Origin of the sequence: Myxococcus sp. AB025B, from assembly GCF_006518215.1 — a bacterium.
GTDB lineage: Bacteria > Myxococcota > Myxococcia > Myxococcales > Myxococcaceae > Myxococcus > Myxococcus fulvus.
In genome coordinates this window covers 1-19,684 of the sequence record NZ_SRLW01000106.1, presented here as the reverse complement: position 1 = coordinate 19,684, position 19,684 = coordinate 1, and the positions used below count along the sequence as shown (strand labels likewise).

At 69.9% G+C, this 19,684-nt stretch carries 20 protein-coding genes and 2 pseudogenes; 10 read left to right on the top strand and 12 right to left on the bottom strand.

Annotated features, from left to right (window positions below):
* Positions 1 to 69 precede the first annotated feature (69 nt).
* The gene (locus FL311_RS19255; protein ID WP_141326874.1) at positions 70 to 1,356 is read left to right on the top strand and encodes a hypothetical protein; all 1,287 of its coding nucleotides are present in this window, start codon (positions 70 to 72) and stop codon (positions 1,354 to 1,356) included.
* Positions 1,353 to 1,715: a DUF2019 domain-containing protein gene (locus FL311_RS19250; protein ID WP_141326872.1), complete on the top strand. Its 363-nt coding sequence runs from the start codon at positions 1,353 to 1,355 to the stop codon at positions 1,713 to 1,715. The genes FL311_RS19255 and FL311_RS19250 overlap by 4 nt, the downstream gene beginning before the upstream one ends.
* 41 nt (positions 1,716 to 1,756) lie before the next feature.
* On the opposite strand, the gene FL311_RS19245 is transcribed toward FL311_RS19250, so the two are convergent.
* The 4 genes from FL311_RS19245 to FL311_RS45195 form a co-directional block, all read right to left on the bottom strand.
* Positions 1,757 to 3,241 carry an alpha/beta fold hydrolase gene (locus FL311_RS19245; RefSeq protein ID WP_141326870.1) on the bottom strand — a complete coding sequence of 495 codons (1,485 nt, stop codon included), beginning with the start codon at positions 3,239 to 3,241 and terminating at the stop codon, positions 1,757 to 1,759.
* Positions 3,242 to 3,518: 277 nt separating this feature from the next.
* Entirely contained in the window at positions 3,519 to 4,424 is a 906-nt protein-coding gene (locus tag FL311_RS19240) for an NADP-dependent oxidoreductase (RefSeq protein ID WP_141326868.1), read from the bottom strand.
* A gap of 240 nt (positions 4,425 to 4,664) precedes the next feature.
* Complete coding sequence (locus tag FL311_RS19235; protein WP_141326866.1) at positions 4,665 to 5,420, bottom strand: DUF5953 family protein; 756 nt, start codon at positions 5,418 to 5,420, stop codon at positions 4,665 to 4,667.
* Positions 5,417 to 5,749 (bottom strand): DUF6310 domain-containing protein, encoded by a 333-nt coding sequence (locus FL311_RS45195; RefSeq protein ID WP_228556960.1) that lies wholly within the window; start codon positions 5,747 to 5,749, stop codon positions 5,417 to 5,419. Before FL311_RS45195 ends, FL311_RS19235 begins: the two co-directional genes overlap by 4 nt.
* 74 nt (positions 5,750 to 5,823) lie before the next feature.
* Here FL311_RS45195 and FL311_RS19230 point away from each other — a divergent pair, with 74 nt between their 5' ends.
* The gene (locus FL311_RS19230) at positions 5,824 to 6,795 is read left to right on the top strand and encodes an aldo/keto reductase (RefSeq protein WP_141326864.1); all 972 of its coding nucleotides are present in this window, start codon (positions 5,824 to 5,826) and stop codon (positions 6,793 to 6,795) included.
* Positions 6,796 to 6,799: 4 nt separating this feature from the next.
* Here the strand turns inward: FL311_RS19230 and FL311_RS45950 are convergent, their stop codons facing one another.
* From FL311_RS45950 to FL311_RS19215, 3 genes are all read right to left on the bottom strand, one after another.
* The gene (locus FL311_RS45950) at positions 6,800 to 6,928 is read right to left on the bottom strand and encodes a hypothetical protein (RefSeq protein WP_255510352.1); all 129 of its coding nucleotides are present in this window, start codon (positions 6,926 to 6,928) and stop codon (positions 6,800 to 6,802) included.
* A 4-nt stretch (positions 6,929 to 6,932) separates the two neighbouring features.
* Positions 6,933 to 7,358: a hypothetical protein gene (locus FL311_RS19220; protein ID WP_342394519.1), complete on the bottom strand. Its 426-nt coding sequence runs from the start codon at positions 7,356 to 7,358 to the stop codon at positions 6,933 to 6,935.
* A gap of 165 nt (positions 7,359 to 7,523) precedes the next feature.
* Positions 7,524 to 8,867 carry an AHH domain-containing protein gene (locus FL311_RS19215; RefSeq protein WP_368668579.1) on the bottom strand — a complete coding sequence of 448 codons (1,344 nt, stop codon included), beginning with the start codon at positions 8,865 to 8,867 and terminating at the stop codon, positions 7,524 to 7,526.
* 89 nt (positions 8,868 to 8,956) lie between these two features.
* Here FL311_RS19215 and FL311_RS19210 point away from each other — a divergent pair.
* Positions 8,957 to 9,154: pseudogene (locus tag FL311_RS19210) on the top strand (aldo/keto reductase); the annotation flags it as partial.
* Between the two features lie 13 nt (positions 9,155 to 9,167).
* On the opposite strand, the gene FL311_RS19205 reads toward FL311_RS19210, so the two are convergent.
* Complete coding sequence (locus tag FL311_RS19205) at positions 9,168 to 9,896, bottom strand: SDR family NAD(P)-dependent oxidoreductase (RefSeq protein WP_141326858.1); 729 nt, start codon at positions 9,894 to 9,896, stop codon at positions 9,168 to 9,170.
* A gap of 198 nt (positions 9,897 to 10,094) precedes the next feature.
* On the opposite strand from FL311_RS19205, the gene FL311_RS19200 reads away from it, so the two are divergent.
* Complete coding sequence (locus tag FL311_RS19200; protein WP_141326856.1) at positions 10,095 to 10,325, top strand: hypothetical protein; 231 nt, start codon at positions 10,095 to 10,097, stop codon at positions 10,323 to 10,325.
* Positions 10,326 to 10,332: 7 nt separating this feature from the next.
* On the opposite strand, the gene FL311_RS45190 is transcribed toward FL311_RS19200, so the two are convergent.
* Positions 10,333 to 11,040, bottom strand: a complete 708-nt coding sequence (locus tag FL311_RS45190; protein ID WP_228556959.1) for a sensor histidine kinase KdpD — start codon at positions 11,038 to 11,040, stop codon at positions 10,333 to 10,335.
* A gap of 45 nt (positions 11,041 to 11,085) precedes the next feature.
* Positions 11,086 to 12,111: a CHASE domain-containing protein gene (locus FL311_RS45185; RefSeq protein ID WP_228556958.1), complete on the bottom strand. Its 1,026-nt coding sequence runs from the start codon at positions 12,109 to 12,111 to the stop codon at positions 11,086 to 11,088.
* A gap of 104 nt (positions 12,112 to 12,215) precedes the next feature.
* On the opposite strand from FL311_RS45185, the gene FL311_RS19190 reads away from it, so the two are divergent.
* Both FL311_RS19190 and FL311_RS19185 read left to right on the top strand, forming a co-directional pair.
* Positions 12,216 to 13,793 carry an NAD(P)/FAD-dependent oxidoreductase gene (locus FL311_RS19190; RefSeq protein WP_141326854.1) on the top strand — a complete coding sequence of 526 codons (1,578 nt, stop codon included), beginning with the start codon at positions 12,216 to 12,218 and terminating at the stop codon, positions 13,791 to 13,793.
* 103 nt (positions 13,794 to 13,896) lie between these two features.
* Positions 13,897 to 14,751 carry a hypothetical protein gene (locus FL311_RS19185; RefSeq protein WP_141326852.1) on the top strand — a complete coding sequence of 285 codons (855 nt, stop codon included), beginning with the start codon at positions 13,897 to 13,899 and terminating at the stop codon, positions 14,749 to 14,751.
* Here FL311_RS19185 and FL311_RS19180 read toward each other — a convergent pair.
* The gene (locus tag FL311_RS19180) at positions 14,742 to 16,517 is read right to left on the bottom strand and encodes a methyl-accepting chemotaxis protein (protein ID WP_141326850.1); all 1,776 of its coding nucleotides are present in this window, start codon (positions 16,515 to 16,517) and stop codon (positions 14,742 to 14,744) included. The two genes, FL311_RS19185 and FL311_RS19180, sit on opposite strands and share 10 nt — an antisense overlap.
* Positions 16,518 to 16,853: 336 nt before the next feature.
* Here FL311_RS19180 and FL311_RS19175 point away from each other — a divergent pair, with 336 nt between their 5' ends.
* On the top strand, positions 16,854 to 17,045 hold the full coding sequence (locus FL311_RS19175; protein ID WP_141326848.1) for a CsbD family protein: 192 nt from the start codon (positions 16,854 to 16,856) through the stop codon (positions 17,043 to 17,045).
* 70 nt (positions 17,046 to 17,115) lie between these two features.
* Here FL311_RS19175 and FL311_RS44125 read toward each other — a convergent pair whose 3' ends face one another.
* On the bottom strand, positions 17,116 to 17,274 hold the full coding sequence (locus FL311_RS44125; protein ID WP_015353070.1) for a hypothetical protein: 159 nt from the start codon (positions 17,272 to 17,274) through the stop codon (positions 17,116 to 17,118).
* Between the two features lie 594 nt (positions 17,275 to 17,868).
* Here FL311_RS44125 and FL311_RS19170 point away from each other — a divergent pair.
* Both FL311_RS19170 and FL311_RS19165 read left to right on the top strand, forming a co-directional pair.
* Positions 17,869 to 18,801, top strand: a complete 933-nt coding sequence (locus FL311_RS19170; protein ID WP_141326846.1) for a universal stress protein — start codon at positions 17,869 to 17,871, stop codon at positions 18,799 to 18,801.
* A 51-nt stretch (positions 18,802 to 18,852) separates the two neighbouring features.
* A pseudogene (locus tag FL311_RS19165) lies at positions 18,853 to 19,684 on the top strand (ABC transporter ATP-binding protein); the annotation flags it as partial.

Genomic DNA, 19,684 nt, shown 5'->3' with positions numbered 1-19,684 from the left:
GGTGCGTGCATGCGGAGGCGCGCCTTGACCCATGGTGGCGGGCTCCCTCTCCGCTCTAGAACGCGATTCATGGCAACCCGTCTGGGTATCATGGCCCTGCTGCTCGCTCTGCTCGGTGCATGCGCTACTCCGCGTGCAATCCGCCTCGACACCGGGCAGGGCTCACCCCTGGAATACAGGCCGTCCTCTTCATCCAAGTCCGTGAAGGTGGACACGGATGCATTCGAGGAGGCGCTGACGCGGCTGGTGTTGGAAACGCCTCTGACGCTTCGTGCTCCGCAACAAGGTTTGTTGGTGCGCGCCGCCCACTCTGGGAACAGCAGCGAAGCCCGATGGCCGCGACTGATGCGCAAGAGCTTCGGTGGCCTCTGCGAGCCGGGGCAGCGTCGAGATAATTGCCTCTCCCTCCTGGATGATGGGCTGAGGCTGAGCGAGTGGGACAAACTGGGGGTTGCGCTGGGGCTGTCGCTCGAGCCTCTCAAGGAGAGCATCGCCAGGGCAGTGGAGAAGACCCTGGCACCCCAACTCTTTTACACCGTCATCGCCACGGGGCTCGTCACCTGGGTCGTCCTGGCCGCAAATCCGGAGCCGGTGCTCACCAAGGCAGCGGCGATCGTCTCAGCGATTCTGCTCATCTACCTGGGGATAGAGACGTTTCTGGAGGTCGTGGAGGCGAGTCGTGAGTTGAAGGGAGCCACGGACCGGGCCACGACGTGGATTGAACTGGAGCAGGCGGGGCATCGCTTCGCCAGCCGAGTGGGACCGGAGGTGGCGCGCGTCTTCGTTCTCGCGGTCACTGTGGTGGTGAGTCATGGCATGACGGGGGGCTCGGCGTGGCTGGCCTCTCGGCTGTCGCTGCTGCCCAGCTTCACGGATGCTGCTGTGGCCGGGGCCGCACGGGTAGGCATCAGCCTTGCGAACGTAGGACAGGTGAGTGCGGTCGCTGTTGAAGGCGGCATTGTCGTCATCTCCCTGCCTGCCACGGCGGTCGCGATGGCGGCCCAGGGAGTGCGCGGCGCCGTCACGGGGGCCGGTCCTGTCGGCTTCAGGTCCTGGGGCTCGTTCAGTGGCCTCAAGAGTGCTTTGGGGACAGCCGGACCGGGAAGGCAGTGGCACCACATCGTCGAGCAGACGAAGGGCAACATCCAGCGGTTTGGTCCTCGTGCTCTTCACAACACCGAGAACGTGATCCCCATCGACGCAGGGATTCATCGGCAGATCAGCGCGTATTATTCGTCGAAGGATCCGCTCTTCTCTGGTGGACAAACCGTGCGGCAGTGGCTGAGTGGTCAGTCCCTCAAGGCCCAGCGCGAGTTCGGCTTGAAGATCCTCCGGGATTACGGTGCGATTCCATGAGCATGCGCAACAACCCAGAGGCAAGCATCGATGTGCTCGTCCAAGAGTACGAGCAGGCAGCGGTCGCCTACGGACAGGCGCTGGCCGCTGCGAATCATCGTGCCGCCAATCGTGCCCACGACAGGCTCGCAGGTGCCTACCGTGAGCTCCGGAGCCGAGCGGCGGCCGCCCATCTGCTCCCCCTGTTGAAGAGCGAGGACGACTACGTCCGTTCTTGCGCTGCGGCACACGCGCTCGAGTTCGCTCCTACCCAGGGAGAACCTGTGCTGTTAGAGCTTGCCGCCCACCCAGGGCGCATCCGGACACGAGCGGAGTACACGCTCAAGGCGTGGCGCGAGGGCACGCTCGAGTTTCCATGAGCGACGTAGGCCACCAGGAAGTGCATGTTCCTGGTCATCACTCAGGGCTTCGCCGGAGCCGCGCTCTGGCCGAAGTCCGCGCCGCGCAGCTTCGTCACGCAGTCCAGGGGCAGGGGCGCTTCGGGGGCCCGCAGGAAGGCGAGCGTGATTTCTCCGCCGCAGCGATTGAAGGACGCGCCGTGGCTCTGCCCCGGCATCTCGACATAGCGCGCGTGCGGCATCGACTCGAGCAGCTGTCGCCCCCAGTCCGGAGGCGTGTCCGGGTCGAACTCGCCGGCGAACACCAGCGTGGGGATGTCGCTCGTCACCGGCGTGTTCTCCTCGGCCGGAGCGCGCGCCACGTTCCAGGCGCGGCAGGTCTCCACCGACGCCGTGCCCTGGTCCACACCCCCGAGCCCCACTGAGGGCGCCCGCTGCGCGGCGATGCGCTGGGTGTCCTCGAAAGGAAGCTCCTCTGAGCACCAGACCGACAGCCTCAAGCCCCACGTCATCGTCGAGGGCCCCAGGCTGTCCTCCACCAGCGGCGTCAACTCGGAGTAATCCCCCGCCGCCGCTCGCGAGATGATGCGAGGCACCAGCGGGATGCGCCTCGGGTCGTGCAGCGCCGCGTCGATGGCCCGGACGACCGCCGCGCCCCGGACCTCCACCGGCTTGCCCTCTGTCTTCGATGGATTCAGCACCAGCGGCAGCGGCTTCCGGTCCGCCGCCGCGACGAGCTGGGCGAAGCGCTTGCGCAGCTCCGGGTGGGCGGCGCCACACTCCCGGTCGAGGGCGCAGCCATCGAACACCACATCGAGCACGCGCTGGAAGTTCGCGGCGGACACCTCGTCGAAGTTCACCTCGGGCGGCAGCACCGAATCGAGGATGAGCGAGCGCACGGTCCCCGGGTGGCGTCGCGCCACCGTGAGCATCAGCCGTGTGCCGTAGGAGAGTCCCTGCAGGTTCAGCGTCTTGTACCCGAGCACCTGTCGGAGCGCGTCGATGTCATCCGCCGTGGCGGCGGTGGTGTAGCCATCCAGGTCCACGCCCTCGGAGCCCCACTTCGCGCGGCAGCGCCTGGCCTCCTTCGTCAGCGCGTCCTGCGCCTTCTGGCCCCGCAGCCGGCCCGCGGCAATCTCCCCCTTGAGCGCGTTGATGCCCGGGCACTCGAGCGCGGGCTGCGCCAACTTCCCGCCACGAGGCTCCAGGACCAGGAAGTCGCGCTCATCGAGCAGCGGGTTGCGCTTGCCGGAACGCACGTTGGAGACGGCGCTGACACCGGGCCCGCCGGGCATGAAGAGCAGGGGGGCCGGGGCCGGCTTCTGGGCGCGGCTGCGCAGGCGCATCGCCGGGAGTTTGATGAGTCGGCTTTCCGCCTTCTGTCGGTTCTCCGGGACGACGAGCAGGCCGCAGTCGATGGCCTCGTCGGATGCGACGGTGGAGGGGCAGGGCGTCGGCTCGAAGCGGGGGACCGCCTCCGGGGCCGAGGCATGGGCGGTGAATCCGAGGAACAGCCCCGTCACGAGGACGAAGAAGCGCGAGGACATGGGGGACTCTAGACCCGGCGCTCGAAGCGGCGTCCAGTACGGAAAAACCACCCTGTGATAACGAAGTGAAATCACCGCCCCTCGACACCCGTCGCCTCGGTTGTTTCATCGCCGTCGCGCGAGGCCCCTCGCCACCGGGGGCCCTCCCTGCGCGGCTGTCTGCGAATCGTCTCCGCGCTGACGGACGTGGACCTGCTCTGAAGCGACGCATCCAAGGGGCTCGACGAGGAGTCCCCGGGCTCACGTCCGGAGACTCCTCCGCGACCGAGCCGAGAGCTCAGTTGACGAGCAGCACCTTGCCAGTGCCGCCCTTCTCCGCGTGCTGCTGGGCGTCCTTCGCCTCATCCAGCTTGAACGTCTTGCCAATCGGGATGGTCAACTCGCCCTTGGCCACGCTCTCTCCCAGCTGCGCGAGCCGGCGTCCATCCGGGTGCGAGAAGAAGCTGCTCACCTGGAGGCCCTTCTCCTTCGCCCCCTTCGGCTCCCCCACCACGCTGCACACCCGCCCGCCGCGCTTCACCTTGTCCAACACCGCCGCCACGGCCTTGCCGCCCACCGTGTCCGCCACGGCGTCCAGTGTCGGCAGCTTCGCGATGTCGCTCGCATCCTCCAGCGCGACCACCCCGTCCACGCCGAGCTTCCGGGCCTCCTCCACCTGCGTGGCCCGTACGCCCGCCCAGACCTTCGCCCCCCGCGCCTTCGCCGCGAACAGGGCCGCGCGGCCCACCGCCCCCACCGCGCCGGTGACGAGCACCGTGTCGCCTTGGGCCGGCTTCATCTGCTCCTCGATCAACTGCACGCCCGTCAGGGTCACCAGCGGCAGCGCGGCCGCGTCCTTCAGCTCCAGCGAGTCCGGCACCCGGGCCCAGACCTCCTCGGGGGCGACCACCGTCTCCGCATAGCCCGAGGACACCACGCCCATCACCCGGTCGCCCTTCTTGAAGCCCTTCACGCCCTGCCCCACCTCGACGACCTCTCCCGAGACGTCCCGTCCGAGGATGGCGGGGAACGTCACCGGCATCACTTCCTTCATGTCGCCTCGACGAATCTTCCAGTCGACCGGGTTGATGCTCGCGGCGATGACGCGCACCTTCACGTCTCCCGGGCCCACCTTCGGCTCGGGCATCTCCGTCACGACGAGGTTGTCCGCATCTCCATAGGCCTTCAGCACGACGGCTTTCATGGGGTGGCTCCCGGAATGAAGTGGCTCGAAGCGCGCTCCAACGACGGACCAACGATAAGTACCGACGAAGAGGTCGCCATCGTCCGCGGGCGCCTGACTCCCTGGCCACTCCTCACGAGGACTCCTGGAGGCGCTGCGTGCCTCCGCCTGCTTCATTGCCCCCATCTTCCCTGGAGCCCGGGTCGCCATTGAAGAGACGTCCGAACGTTGAGAGTCGTGCCGAGGAGGCCCTTGCGCAGCTCAAGGCGCCGCACGTCCACCGACCACTGGGAACCGCTCGTAGGCGCGCCGAAGCACGTCCAGATGGGCGATGTTGTCCAGGTCGAGCGGTGTGTCGGTGAGCTGGACGACCCAGCCGCCCGAGGCCGTGCGTCGTGCCCGCGTGAGCAGGTCGGCGTCGCGGGCCGGGTCTGGAAAACCGAGGGCCCGCGCCGCAGCGACTGACCAGTAGTTGATCCACCCCAGGTAATGCGGAATTTCGGGTGAGCGGAGCTCTTCTGGTGGAAGGAGCATCGGGAGCCCGCGTGGTGAACGCTCCGGTCCATGTCCTGAGTCGCGCATCTGCTGTGCGACCTCCGAGCCATGGCCGCTCGGCGATGCGTGTCCCCAGAACGAGCGGGCTCCCTCCGCTACACCCTCGAGAACAGCCGTTGCCGCTGCGAGGGTGGTCACATCGAGTGGCAGCTTCACATGGACCTGAAGCTGCCGCTGGCCCTCCGGGAGGAGACTCGCGGGCCTCTTCAACCCGGAGATCGTCACGGGGTTGAGCTCGTCGCCATTGCAGAGGAGGGGGAACTTCCCGCGCGTTGCCGCCTCCGAAAGCCATGCATCACGCTGCTGCAATGGGATGGGCTGCCCGTCCTTGGAGAGCTCCCTCTCCAGACGCAAGCCCGGCAGCGCCCTTTCCATTCCCTGAATGGTGGCGAGTGTGCGGCCATCGTCGCCCGTGAGCGCCGGCGCATAGACAGAAACCAGGAGGCGACTCTTCAAGGTCATCGTTCGCACCCCGTCACGACGATATTCGGCGCAAGGGACGGCTCCAGGTCGAGCAACGCTTGCTGGTGCTCGACCTCGCTCACCCCAACAGCGAAGCGATATCCACAGGCCTGGGCAATCCGACGGTCCACCAGGAACTCCTCCACCTGGTCCCTCACCACCTGCTCCTGGAGGAAGTCTGTGTACGTGTTGAATGGTCGGATCCTCGCAGGAGGGGGGGCATCGGCAATCCGCGCATGTCTTCGTGGCGCGCCGATTTGTGTCGTCTGCGCACAGAACCCTCTCGCAGTCCGCCCACGACGCTCGACTCGGCCCGGGTGACTCGTCACTGTACGCGGCGCCTGGCGGCCTGGGGCCGGACCGTCGTGGCGCGCTGGAGTCCCTCGGCCGCGAAGGAGTCGCCATGCAGTACACGAACCTGGGTCGCTCGGGGCTCTCCGTCAGCCGGCTGTGTCTGGGCACGATGAACTTCGGCTGGAACACCGAGGAGCCGGAGTCCCACGCCATCATGGACACCGCGCTGGAGCGCGGCATCAACTTCTTCGACACCGCCAACGTCTACGGCTTCGGCGACAACAAGGGCCGCACCGAGCAGGTCATCGGCAACTGGTTCGCCCAGGGCGGACGGCGCCGCGAGCGCACCGTGCTCGCCACCAAGGTCTACGGCCCCATGGGCGACTGGCCCAACGAGGGCAAGCTGTCCGCCCTCAACATCCGCCGCGCCCTCGACGCGAGCCTCAAACGCCTGCGCACCGACTACATCGACCTCTACCAGTTCCACCACGTCGACCGCGCCACGCCGTGGGAGGAAGTCTGGCAGGCCCTCGAGGTCGCCGTCACCCAGGGCAAGGTGCTCTACGTCGGCAGCAGCAACTTCGCCGGCTGGCACATCGCCCAGGCCCAGGCCGCCGCCGCGCGGCGCGACTTCCTGGGCCTCATCAGCGAGCAATCCCTCTACAACCTGCTGGCGCGCACCGTGGAACTCGAAGTGCTCCCCGCCGCCCGTCACTACGGCCTGGGCGTGCTGCCCTGGTCCCCCCTCCACGGCGGCCTGCTCGGCGGCGTGCTCAAGAAGGAGCGCGAGGGCAAGCGCCGCCTGGAGGGCCGCGCGCGAGAGGCCCTCCAGAAGAACCAGGAGAAGATTGAGCGCTACGAAGCCCTCGCCGCCGAGCTCGGCCACGAGCCCGGAGACGTCGCGCTCGCGTGGCTTTTGCACCAGCCCGCCGTCACCGCGCCCATCATCGGACCGCGCGTGGCGGGCCAGCTCGACGCCGCCCTGCGCGCGCTCGACGTGAAGCTCGATGAGAAGACGCTGGCCCGGCTGGACGAAATCTTCCCGGGCCACCGCCCCGCGCCAGAAGACTACGCCTGGTAATGCCTCACACCGCCGTCCAACCACCGTCGACGTCCAGCACCATGCCGGTGGCATAGGCACACGTCGCCAGGAAGAACGCCGCGTCGGCCATGTCCCGGGGAGCGCCCGCGCGCTTCATCGGGACGAGGAACATGCCCCTAAACCTCTTCAAACTTCGTTCCCGTGGCGCCCATGCGCTCAAGTGCGTCGCGGATTTCCTCTCGGACGATCAACGCGATGGGCCAGCCCCAGGTGCGGAACACCTTCGCGTCACCTACCTGTGAAGCGTCGATCCGCATTCCCCAAACGTCTCGATACTCTCCAACCTTCTCAGGGCGCCCGTCCTCCGGCGTCCACATCAGGATCTCCTTGGTGGCCTTGTCGTCAATGCATCGAATCAGCCGGGTCGCCACGAGAATGCAGAACGGCTCAGGCTGGCCCGCGACCTCTACGGGAAAGAGCTGCACGTCCTCGGGAGCAAGCTCCGCGAAGACGGACGCCACCTTGGCGTGGACTACCGGGGTTGAGCGGGCCGCTAGGGAGAAGTCGAGCGCTGTTCCGGGGAGATACATCGGGAGCTTCAATCGGCCCGGAGCACCAATAGGCGCCCCGTCGGTGAACACCCATGGTTCACTCAACGCTCGGTCTTCAAAGTCAGTAGGGGTGCCGAGCAGCCACCGGCCTGGAATGGTCATGTCGTCAGACAGATCGAAGTACCGCCTGGGCATGGGTTGATTGTGGCCCCGGCTTCAGGTTCCCGTCACCAGCTTGTTGAGGGTGGTGCCTGGAGTGGCGATCTCCTTCCCCAACCTGCCGAGCTCGGCAGTGAGGTCCTCGCGGCATTGCTTCATGCTGCGGCAGGTTCGCGTTGCCGCGTCCAGACGCCGGAAGACCCGCTGATGGTATGCCAGCGGGTGAGGCCCCTTGTGGCCCTTGACGTGGACGATGTTGGCTGGGTCGTCCAGCGACATGCCCGCCCTGTCGAAAATCTCCTGAAGCCGGGGTGACCACGGGCCTTCACTGTTCGTGGACTTCCACCACTTGTTCGTAGCGACGTGGTGGTCGTGGCCCTCCGCGTCTACCGGGGCGGCCGCCACGCCGCCCAGGGGTCGTGCCGTCATGGCCACCGCGTTGGGGGCCAGTGCCACGGTGACGGCCTCGCCCGAAACAGCCACCTCGCCCACCTCGCCCACGGCGGCAAGGCGGATACCGGCGCGGCCCCCGGCCAGCGTCGCCGCCTGAGCTGAACCGGGCAGCGTGGGCACCTTGTTGGCGAAGCCCGCAGCCGTGTTCCCCACGGCCACCGTCGCCAGCAGCGCGAAGGCCCGCGCCGCGTTCTGTCCCATGACCTTTCCGTAGCGCTCGCCCGCCTCTCGCAGTTCGTCGAACGTGGTCGCCCGGTCCGCCTCTTCCACCAACCATTTGAAGCCCACCATCAGCGTCCAGAAGGTGTCCACCCCGAGGTAGACAATGGCTGTCGCCGTCATCACAGCAACCAGGCCCTTGCTCACTGGCTCGGGCACTGACCAGAGGACCAGGTAGAGGGTCAGAGTCCACACTGCCGCCGAGAGCGCCGCGTGCGGGTCGGCCATTCCCTTGAATGCGTCCAGCATCTCTTCGAGGACGACGCCTTGGGCCATGGCCATGGCCAGCGCATAGCGCCCGTCCCCAGTGACGGCGGGGCTGTCCACCAGCAGGCGCAGACAGTCGCCCTTGCGCCCCGTGCGCTCGCACCAACGCAGATATGCTCTCGTCAGCTCCACCTCCGCTGGCGGCATGTCGGAGGCCAGCGCAGTCCCCTCCAACGGCGTCATCTGCCGGGTGCGCGGGTTGAAGAGGTACGCGCCGCTGCGGGTCTCCACGCCCAAGAGGTTGCGTGCCGCCTGCTGGGGATTGGCCGAGGGCCGCATCTGCCGCGCCAGCCGGGCCACGGCCTCTTTGAACTCGCGCCGCTCCATCTCCACTGGCTCGGCTTCGCCGCTGTGAGGCGTGAAGACGACCGGCGACCCCCGCCCCGTCTCCAAGCGCACCACGCGCCCCGAAGCACAGCCCGTCAGCCAAACCAGCAGCAGCAGCGCGGCAGCGCGATGCATTCTCATCCATCCCCCAGAGGGAAAGGGCTCCATCCTCCGAGACGAGGCCGGGCCACGGCCAGAACCCAGCGGATGAGCCTCCCGCAGAGGTGACTGTGCCGAGCGCTCCCAGGGGCAAGCTGTCCGCCCTCGACATCCGCCGCGCCCTCGACGCGAGCCTCAACCGCCTGCGCACCGACTCCATCGACCTCTACCCGTTCCACCACGTCGACCGCGCCACGACGTGGGAGGCGCTCTGGCAGGCCCTCGAGGTCGCCGTCACCCAGGGCAAGGTGCTCTACGTTGGCAGCAGCAACTTCGTCACACCGCCGTCCAACCACCGTCGACGTCCAGCACCATGCCGGTGGCATAGGCACACGTCGCCAGGAAGAACGCCGCGTCGGCCATGTCCCGGGGAGCGCCCGCGCGCTTCATCGGGACGTGGGCCGCGAGCGTGTCCAGGAACGCCCCCACCTGCGTGGCCGGCACGCCCCAGTCGATGGCCGTGTCCTTCGTGAGTCCGGGTGACAGCACGTTCACCCGCAGGCCCCGGGGCGCCAGCTCCACCGCGAGCGAGCGCCCCATGGCGTTGATGCCCCCACACAGTCCCGCCCCGCCCGCGTAGTTCGCCAGCGCCGCGTGCCCGGCGATGCCCGAGCACAACAGGATGGAGCCTCCCTCCCGCATCTTCGGCACCGCGTGACGCACCGCGGAGAGCTGTCCGAAGAAGCGGTCCTTGAACAGCGCCTCCCAGGCGCTCATCGGCACCGTCTCCACCGGCCCGAACACCGCGCCGCCCGCGCACGTCACCAGCAGGTCCACCCGGGGCACCGACTCCATCAGCCGCACCACCTGGGCCTCGTCTCCCACATCCGTCACCACCCCGCGCGCGCCATGGCCTATCCGCGCCACCGCCTCGTCCAGCCGCCCCTGACGCCGGCCGGCGATGACCACCTCCGCCCCCTCGCTCGCGAAGCGCTCGGCGATGGCCAGCCCGATGCCCGTGGCTCCGCCCGTGATGACCGCGATCCGTCCATCCAATGCACCCATGGCTTGCCTCCTCGTGTCTGGGTATCCAGAGCCGCTGACTGCATACGGCGCGAAGGCGTGGGACTGGCGCTCGCGATTCATGCGCCACCCGGCGCCCACGTGTGTCCTGGAGTCGAACTAGACAGTCCAGACAACCGTGGGGCAAGGTCGAGTTCCCCTCCGAGGGTGGGTCACCCTCCTTGCGCCGGAGTACACACCATGCGTCGCTTTGTCGTGTTGGTTTCGCTGCTGGGGCTGTCCGCGTGCGGTGGAGGAGTCGAAGCCGAGCAGCAGCCCGAGTCCCCCGCACAGACGGAGCAGGGGCTCTGTACTGGCAATGCCTGGGAGTGTTTCTGCGCGCAGTACAAGACGCAGGCGACGTGCAACCAGGCCTCGTCGGGAGCCCGGCACTGCGTCTGGCAGAACAAGTGCCTGCCGACCTACGAGTGAGCTGACCTCAAGGGGTGTCCATGAGGGGCGGCCCGGCGCGAGGCAGGTGGACGATGAAGGTGGTGCCCCCGCCCGGGCGGCTCTCCAGGAAGATGTGGCCCCCGTGGGCCTCCACGAGCTGGCGGGTGATGAACAGGCCCAGCCCCAGCCCGCCATAGTGGCGACTGGACACCGCGCGCTCGAAGCGGTCGAAGACGCGCGCGGCGTCCTCGGGGGCGATGCCGATGCCCCTGTCTTGCACCTCCACGCGCGCCCGCTCCGCGTCGCCCCGCACGCGCACGTCCACCGGCGCGCCGTGCCCGTACTTGAGCGCGTTGGACATCAGGTTGGTGAGGACCTGCTCCAGTCGCAGCCGGTCCCACCGGCCCGTCATCGGCTCGGGCGCGTCCACCTCCAGCCGCACGCCCGCGGCCTGGGCCTCCACCTCGAAGCGGCGCGCCAGCTCCCGGACCAGCTCCCCCAGCTCCACGTCCTCCAACTGCAGCTCCATCCGCCCGCTCGACAGGCGCGCCACGTCCAGCAGGCTGTCCACCAGCTTGGTGAGTCGGGTGGTCTGCCGCTCGCACGTCTCCACCCCGCGCTCCAGCCGCTCCGCGTCCAGCGGCCCCGGCTGCCGCAGCTGTCGGAAGAGCAGCTGCAGCTGGAGCTTGAGCGAGGTGAGCGGCGTGCGCAGCTCGTGCGCGGCCACACTGAGGAACTCGTCGCGCACGCGCACCGCGGCCTGGGCCTCGTCGGCCAGACGTCGGTGCTCGGCGCTGGCCTACTCCGCCAGGGCGCGCGCGTTCACCTGCGCGCGGGTGACGAGGAAGAGCAGCAGCGACATCAGCAGGCCACCGCCCGCCACCGTGGTGGGGTGGCTGGAGCGCGTGCCCGTCATGAAGGCCTCGCGGGTGGTGAACACCAACGTCCACGGCACCCCGGCCACCTGCACGGTGAGCTGCTGCCGGAGCCCCCCCGCGTCCGGCGCGCCGGGGTGCGAGGTGTAGAGCCGCGCCGACTCGCTCACGGTGGCGCCGTCGTAGATGGCCAGGTCGATGGTGGACTGGAAGCCCGGGAAGCGCAGGCCCTCCACGAAGTCCTTCATGCGGAAGGCGCCGAAGACGAACCCCTCCAGCCGCTCGCCGCGGGCCTGGGGCGTGGTGGGCTCCACCATCCCCGCGTAGAGCGGGACGTAGATGACGAAGCCCGCCTGGGCCACCTGGCCCACGGGCTCGGAGACCAGCTGCACCTTGCCGGTGGCCGCGGGCAGGCCGCTTCGCATCGCGCGCGCCAGCGCCGCCCTGCGCGCCGGCTCGGACATGACGTCGAACCCGAGCACCCGGAGGTTGTTCACGTCGAACGGCTCCACCAGGTCGACGACGGCGTGGTGCTCGCGCGCGTCCTCGGGCCACACCCGGTACTGGGGGAAGCCCTCCTGGCGCATCCGGGCCTCGTGCCGCGCCAGCTCGTCCCGGCTCAGCCACCGCGCCAGGCCGACGGCCTGGATGCCGGGGTAGCGCTGGCGCACCTCCAGGCTCTCCGTGTACGCGCGGAACTCACGCCGCTCCACCGCCTCGCTGCCGGTGAAGACGCCGCGCGTGCCCAGGAGCATGGCCTGGTAGACGTCCAGGCGCTGCTGGAGGGCCACGGAGCCGTCCGTGGTGGCGTCATCGAAGAGCTGCTGCCTGCGCAGGCTCACCCCCCGCCGGATGTACGTGGTCGCCCCCGCCGTGACGAGCAGCCCCATCAGCAGGGCGAGGAGGGCGGCCGCGTTGCGGCGCACGTGGGAGGCGAGGGAGGTCGACACGAGTGTCCTCCAGGAGAAACGCCCGGGCCTGAAACACAATCCCCGTCCAGCCGTCCGCGTGAGCGACACTGCAACGGCTGCTCGCTCGGGGCATTCTAGGAGCCATGGTGCGTCACGTCATCGTCGTGGGAGCAGGACCGGGCGGGCTGTCCGCCGCCATCAACCTGGCCGGGCAGGGCTTTCGCGTCACCGTGGTGGAGAAGGACCCGGTGCCCGGAGGGCGGATGAAGGGGCTGACGCTCGGAGCCCACGGCGAGTACACACTCGACACGGGGCCCTCCATCCTCCAGCTCCCCGGGGTGCTGGAGCGCATCTTCGAGCGCTCCGGACGTCGGCTGGCGGACTACGTGAAGCTGGTCCCGCTGGACGTCAACACGCGGCTGCACTTCTGGGATGGCTCCCAGCTGGACACCAGCCGGGACCCCGCGCGGATGGAGGCGGAGGTGGCGCGCTTCGGTCCCCAGCAGGTGGAGGGCCTCCGGCGCTGGCTTGCCGAGGGGAAGGACAAGTACGGCATCGCGTACGAGAAGTTCATCTGCACGCACGCGGGCAGCCTCGCCTACTACGCCCCCTGGCGCCTGGCCTCCACGCTGCGCTTCAAGCCCTGGCAGACGCTCTACAAGCACCTGGACTCGTTCTTCCACGACGACCGGCTGACGTACGCGCTGGCGTACCCGTCGAAGTACCTGGGCCTGCACCCGACGACGTGCTCGTCGGTGTTCAGCGTGATTCCCTTCATCGAGCTGGCCTTCGGGGTGTGGCACGTGGACGGCGGCTTCCGGGAGCTGGCGCGCGGGATGATGCGGTGCGCGCAGGACCTGGGCGCCAGTTTCCGGATGGGCGCGCCCGTCAAGCGCGTGCGCGTGGAGGCCGGGCGCGTGGCGGGCGTGGAGCTGGAGGGCGGCGAGGTGCTGGAGGCGGACGCGGTGGTGCTGAACGCGGATCTGCCCTACGCGGCGACGAAGCTCTTGTCGGCCGAGGCGCGCGAGGGCTCGCGGCTGACGGACGCGGCGCTGGAGAAGGCGAAGTACTCGTGCAGCACGTTCATGGCGTACTACGGCCTGGACACGCGCTACGACGATTTGCCGCACCACCTCATCTACCTCTCGGAGTCGGCGCGGCGCACGGACCGGGACGCGCTGGAGGACCGGGAGCTGGACGTGGACGACCCGCCCTTCTACGTGTGCAACGCGTCGGTGACGGACCCGAAGGGGGCGCCGGAGGGGCACTCGACGCTCTACGTGCTGGTGCCCACGCCGAACACGGCGCGGCCGGTGGACTGGGCGAAGACGGAGGCGACGCTGCGCGAGCGCATCCCGGCGATGCTGGAGAAGGTGGGGCTCAAGGGCGTGCGTCAGCACATCCGCGCGGAGCGCTACTTCACGGCCCAGACGTGGCGGGACGAGTTCAACGTGTTCCGGGGCGCGGTCTTCAATCTCTCGCACACGTGGATGCAATTGGGCCCGCTGCGGCCCCGGGTGAAGAGTCCGGACGTGGAGGGCTTGTATTGGGTGGGCGGAGGCACCCACCCGGGCAGCGGACTGCTCACCATCATGGAGAGCGCGAACATCGCGGCGGACTACCTGACGCGCGAGGCGGGCAAGGGGCCGCTGCCGGGCTGGCCGTACGTGCCGCCGCTGGAGGATGAGGCGCGGTCGGCGCCCCAGGCGCGCGCAGGCTGACGCGGCACTGCGCCGCGTCACTCCGGCCGCGCCTCCTCTCCAGCCATGCAGGCCAAAGGGGCCCGGCTCGCAACGAGGCCCCACGGATGCGAAGCTGTCTCCCATGCCGTTCTTCATCCCATTCGCGGTGGGAGGCCTGGTGCTGACGGCGCTGGGGCTCGGTGCGAAGAAGGTCTGGGACCAGGGCCGCGTCGTCGAGTCCCCCGCGCTCGCCCAGGCCCGTGAGCGACACGCCGCCGCGCTCGGCGCGCTCAAGTCCGCCCGGCTGCGCGTGCGCACGGGCCTCGCCTCCTACGGCGAGCGTCAGGCCCGTGCCCGAGCGGAGGTCGTCGAGCCCCTGCGAGGACTGCTCGCGCGACTGGAGCGCTGGGAGCATGCGAAGCGGGAGGACGTGCTCCCGCCCGAGGCCCTCGCGGCCCTGGAGGCGCTGCCCTCCGAGCCCGTCTCCCGCGCCGCGCGCCGCGCGTGGCCCCTCTTGGGCGTGGGCGCGCCCGTGTCCCCCGGCTGGGAGCCCGTGCTCACGTGGATGGAGCGGGGCTGGCTGCAGGAGGACGCGGCCCCGGTGGTCCTCGATGGGGTCTCCTTGTTCGAGGCCGCGGCGCCATGGGCCTCGGCGAGCACCGTGGAGGACACCGACGAGGCCCGCGTGCGCCAGCTGGACGCCTGCGCGGCGACGCTCCGACAGGCCACGGAGTTCCTCGACGCCCTGCTCGGAAGGCTCACCTCATTGGAGACCCGCGTGGGCGCGCTCCAGTCGAGGGCCGAGGTCCAGCTCGCGTACCTGGACGCGGCGAGCTTCGAGCAGGACGGCCCCGAGCCCCGCGAGCGCCTCGGCCGCCTGGGCCTGCTCGTGGGCCGGCTGGTGGTGCTGCTCCGCGCCCCGGTGCTGGGGCCCGACGGGCGACTCGAACCCGAGCCGCCCGTGTCCCCCGAGGAGGCCGCGCTCGCTCAGACGTAGCGCTGGGCCAGCTGCGACACCTGTCCGGTGGCGTGGGTGACGGCGACGGCCGCCTGCTGCGTGGTGTCCAGGTGGCGCAGCGTGTCCGTGGTCAGCTCATCCAGCTCGCGCACGGCGGCGAACAGCTGGTCCACGCCCTGGTGCTGCTGGGCCACGGCCTCGGCGATCTGCCGCACCGCGGACGCGGACTCGCGCGACAGGGTGGCCAGTTCGCGCAGCCGCTCGCCGCTGGTGCGAAGCGGCGCCAGCGCCGTCTCCACCCCCGCCGCGCTCCGGTCCGTCATCTCCGTGGCCTGGGTGGCCGCCGAGGCCATCGTCTCCAGCAGCCCGCGCACCTGGTTGGTCGCCTGGACGGACTGGTCCGCCAGCTCGCGCATCTGCCGCGCCACCACGCCGAAGCCCTTGCCGTGCTCACCCGCGCGCGTGGCCTCGATGGCCGCGTTGATGGCCAGCATGTGCGACTGGTCCGCCAGCGCCTTCACCACCTCCGACACGCGGCCGACCTCCCGCGCGCGCTGCTCCAAATCCTGCATCTGCCCGTGCAGCCCGTCGGCGATGTCGCGGATGGACGCGAGGCCCTTCTCGGTGCCCTGCAGCGACTCCTCGCCCAGCCGGCCCACCGCGGCGGCGCGCTCGGCCACCTGGAGGATGCTGGTGGCGCGAGAGGCCGCCACGTGCGACGCCTGCTGAATCTCCTGCGCCGTGGCGCGCGCCTGGTGCAGCGCCGCCGCCTGCCGCGACAGCGTCTGGTTCTGCTGGTTGCTCGCCTCCGACAGCCGCGTGCCCGCCTGCGCCAGGTCCCCCGCCGACGTGCGCAGCGAGCGCGGCAGCTCCTGCAGCCGCTGGTACAGCTGCCACGTGGTCGCGGCCAAATCACCCAGCTCGTCCGTGGACACCCACCGCGGCGGCGCCGCGCGGCCCTCCACCAGCGCCTCCAGCGACGCGCCCACCGCGCGCGAGCCCTTGGCCAGCCGCCGCGCCGCCCACGCCGCCGTGAGGATGGAGCCCAGCGCCGCGTAGCCGCCGAACATGACGACCGGCAGCACCAGGTCCTTCTGCAGCGGCGCCACCGTGGCGCGCACCTGCGCCGCCGACGCGGCCTGCCCCTTCGACTCGATGTCCTTCGCCAGCGCCCCCAGCTCCCGCTCGATGCGCAGGTTCAGCGTCACGACGCTCGTCAGACAGGTGACGAGCAGCGCGGAGACGACGGTGGCGGGCAGCAGCCACAGCTGTCGGGGCGCGAAGCCCTCTCCGGCGGGCCGCGCGCTGGGCGCCTTCTGGTAGGCGTCCAGCACCGTGGGCATCAGCACCTGCTCATAGAGCATGTACAGGAGCGGGCTGCTGAACAGCCCCGCGCTCATCGACACCGCCACGCCCACCGGCACCACCGACATCGGCCGGTCCAGCAGGAACGCCACGCCCCCGTTGAACAGCACCCCGCCGATGAACCACGACACCATCGACTCGCCGAACGCCAGCTGCGACGGGATGCGGATCAACCGCTCCACCCGCAGGCGCCCCTCTGTCGCCATGGCCCGCTTCAGGAGCCACGGCAGCACCACCATCGGCTGCGCCACCGCGCACAGCCCCAGCACCAGCGGCGTGATGACTCCCAGCAGGATGCGCGTCGCCTTCGGCCCCTCCAGTGACAGCAATTGCATGTCCACGTACAGGGCCGGGCAGAAGGCCACCGTCGTGATGAGGGAGCGCAACAGGTACATCCGCCGGAACAGCGCGCCAGGGGTCGGAAGCGGAGGAGTGGACATCGGGAAGCAGTGACTCCGGGGTGGCAGTGACTTCAGCGTGCGGGGCAGCGCGCCTTGCGTCAATGTCCCGTTTCAGCAGGGGGGAAGGATTCCAACCAGGGAGCGTCTCGGGCTCCCCCCATTCCACTGGGGCCACCGGACCTCCGCAAGTCCGTGGCCGCGCTTCGCTCGCCTGGATGTCTGGGTATTTTCCTTGAATTGCGGGACTGCTTCTGGAAGGGGCCGACCCCCGCCACCCGAGCAGGCGAGCGGCCTGGCCCTCCTGCACGACCCCAGGGCCATGCCCACACTCACTCCACAACGGCTCTCAAGAGCTCACAGCCACAGGAGAGTGACATGGGTGAGTTGATCGACAAGGCCAAGGGCAAGATCAAGGAGACCGTGGGCGCGGCCACCGGCGACCGTTCGCTGGAGGCCGAGGGCAAGGTCGACACTGCCAAGGGCCACGCCAAGGAGAAGGTGGAGGACGCCAAGCGCGCCGTCCGGGACGCGGTGGACGACGACAAGCCGCGCCGCGACGAGTTCTGATTCTCGCCAGCGAGCGCACCAGCACACGGCCGGGTCGCGGGGAGGCTCTCCTCGCGGCCCGTCGCCGTGGCTAGCGCTTCACCTCGGGCGGACACGCCACCTCGAGGAACGTCGTGGTCTTCCCGCTGAGCATCACCCACAAGCAGCGCAGCACACAGCCCGCGCCGAACTCTCGGTAGATGAGACCCAGATTGGTGACCACCTCTCTTCCGGTGATGACGCCGCGCATTGGTCCTCCCCCTTCTTCAGCTTCCCGTCCGTCCCCGCCACCACCCACCGCGCTGTCGTCGGAGCCTTTCTGCAAAGCTCCGGCCGCTCCCCGCGCGGCCCGCTGAAGACGCTCTGTTGCTCCGCGAACGTGCCAAGCGCGCCAATCTCCAGGCGGGAATGTGCGCGTGGAACTGCCGCGAGGGATACGGACGCGGCGCGCCTGGAGTTTTTTCAGGGGGGACACCCCACGGTGTGAGGAGGCCGTCCGCCCCCGCTCCGCACGGCCCCGCGGGACCGGAGTCGTGCTCCACCCTCACTCGAGGACGGGGCGTGTGGCGCTGGCCGTCAGTCGTGTGACGTGGACCGCCACGCGCGAGGACGGAAGGGCTCCTCCGCCCGCTCGTGCACACGGCGTCCCCGGGGCGAGGGTGGCATCCCGGCGCGGCCGCCTGAATCTTCGAGGTGAGGGCCTCACGGGGCCTGGACCGCGAGGCGCGGCGGACCGGCGGGCAACGGCTCGCGGACAGGTCCCTGTCGGGCGCATGGGATGGCAGTTCACGCCCCCACGGCGCCGACGCTGGAGCAGCAAGGCCATTGAAAGGAGGGTCTCGTGATGAGGCAGCATGTGCTGACCCGTTTGGATATCCCGTTGCTGCAGCCGGGGACCTTCCGGGGTCCCAGGGGGCTGACGCGCCTGGTGGTGGCGACGGACTTCTCGCTGCGCTCCGAGCTCGCCCTGGCCCGGGCGCTGCGGTTGCCCCTGGGCCTGGGCGCCACCTTCACGCTGCTGCACGCGGGGCCGGTGTTGGAGGGCTCGCCCGGAGGCGTGGTGCTGGGAGGCGGCTGTCTGCGCAAGGCCGTGCACGCGGCGTGTCGGAGGCTGCGCCACCGGTCGGACGTGACGGTGCGCGAGGAGCTGCGCCAGGGCGACACGCTGGACGCGCTGTCGGCGGTGGCGCGCGAGCAGGGCGCCCAGCTGGTGGTGCTGGGCGGCGAGCGGGTGCTGACGCCGGGCAGGTCGCTGGCAGAGGGCTCGATGGTGCGGCGCGCGCTGCGCCATCTGGACACGTCGATGCTGGCGGTGCGGCCCCATCCGGCGAGGCCGTACGAGAGCCCCCTGGTCGCGGTGGACTTCACGCGCGAGTCCCGGCGGGCGCTGGAGCTGACGATGCGGCTGTGTCCCCTGACGCCGGTGTCGGTGCTGCACGTGGTGGACACGCGCGAGGACGAGGCGGCGCTGCGGGCCCGGGGCGCGCCGCCGGAGCGCCTCCTGATGCTGCGCCAAGAGCGCGAGCTCGACGCGCGCCTGGAGCTCGCCCGCTTCCTGGCGCCGTACCGGGAGACGGGCTGCGAGCTGGAGGCCCGGCTGCGCTCCGGGGAGCCGGGCGAGGCGCTCCTGGCGCACGCGCTCGAGCTGGGCTCGGACCTGCTGGTGGTGGCGGGCCCGCGAGGGGCGGGGGACGAGGCGTCGCTGGCGGAGCGGGTGCTGGCCCAATCCTCGTGCGACGTGCTGGTGTCCCGGCACGAGCGGCCCGCGGTGGGGTGAGGGGCGGCTCTTTCGAGCGGATGTCGGGTGAGCACGTTATGAACGGGGGACGTGTCTCCCCGTCCACTCGAGTCCACCCTCCCCGCGAAGAGCTCCCTCAAGGAGCGGCTGAAGAGCGCCGGAAGCCTGTTCCGTCAGCTCCCCGGGACGTTCCGCATCTTCTGGCAGGCCAGCCCCCGGGGCGCCGTCGTGCTCGGGCTGTTGACGCTGGTGGCGGCGGTGTTGCCGGCGGCCATCGCCTGGGTGGGCAAGCTCATCGTGGACGCGGTGGTGGCGGCGGCGCAGGGCTCGGCCGAGGCGCACTCGCGCGTCTACGGGCTGGTGGGGTTGGAGTTCGCGCTGATGCTGGGCTCCGGGGTGGTGGAGCGCGGGCTGACGCTGACGCGGGAGCTCCTGCGCGCCAACCTGGGCAACCTGCTCAACGAGCGCATCCTCCAGAAGGCGCTGGAGCTGGAGCTGCGGCACTTCGAGGACTCGGAGACGTACGACAAGATGCAGAACGCCCGGCGCGAGGCGAGCAGCCGTCCGCTGTCGCTGGTGATGCAGGCGTTCTCCATCGTCCGCAACGCGATAACACTCTCCACGTTCGCGGCGCTGTTGATTGCGCTGTCGCCGTGGAGCGTGGTGGTGCTGGTGGCGGCGTCGATTCCGGCGTTCATCGCGGAGGCGCGGCTGGCGATGGCGGGCTTCCGGCTGTACTCGTGGCGCGCGCCGGAGGGGCGCAAGCTCAACTACCTGGAGTGGATCCTCACGCGGGACAGCCACGTGAAGGAGGTGAAGCTCTTCGGGTTGGGGGATTTGGTGTTGGGGCGCTACCGGGACTTGTTCCGCAAGTTCTTCGCGGAGGACCGGGCGCTGGCCTTCAAGCGGATGGGGTGGGGGC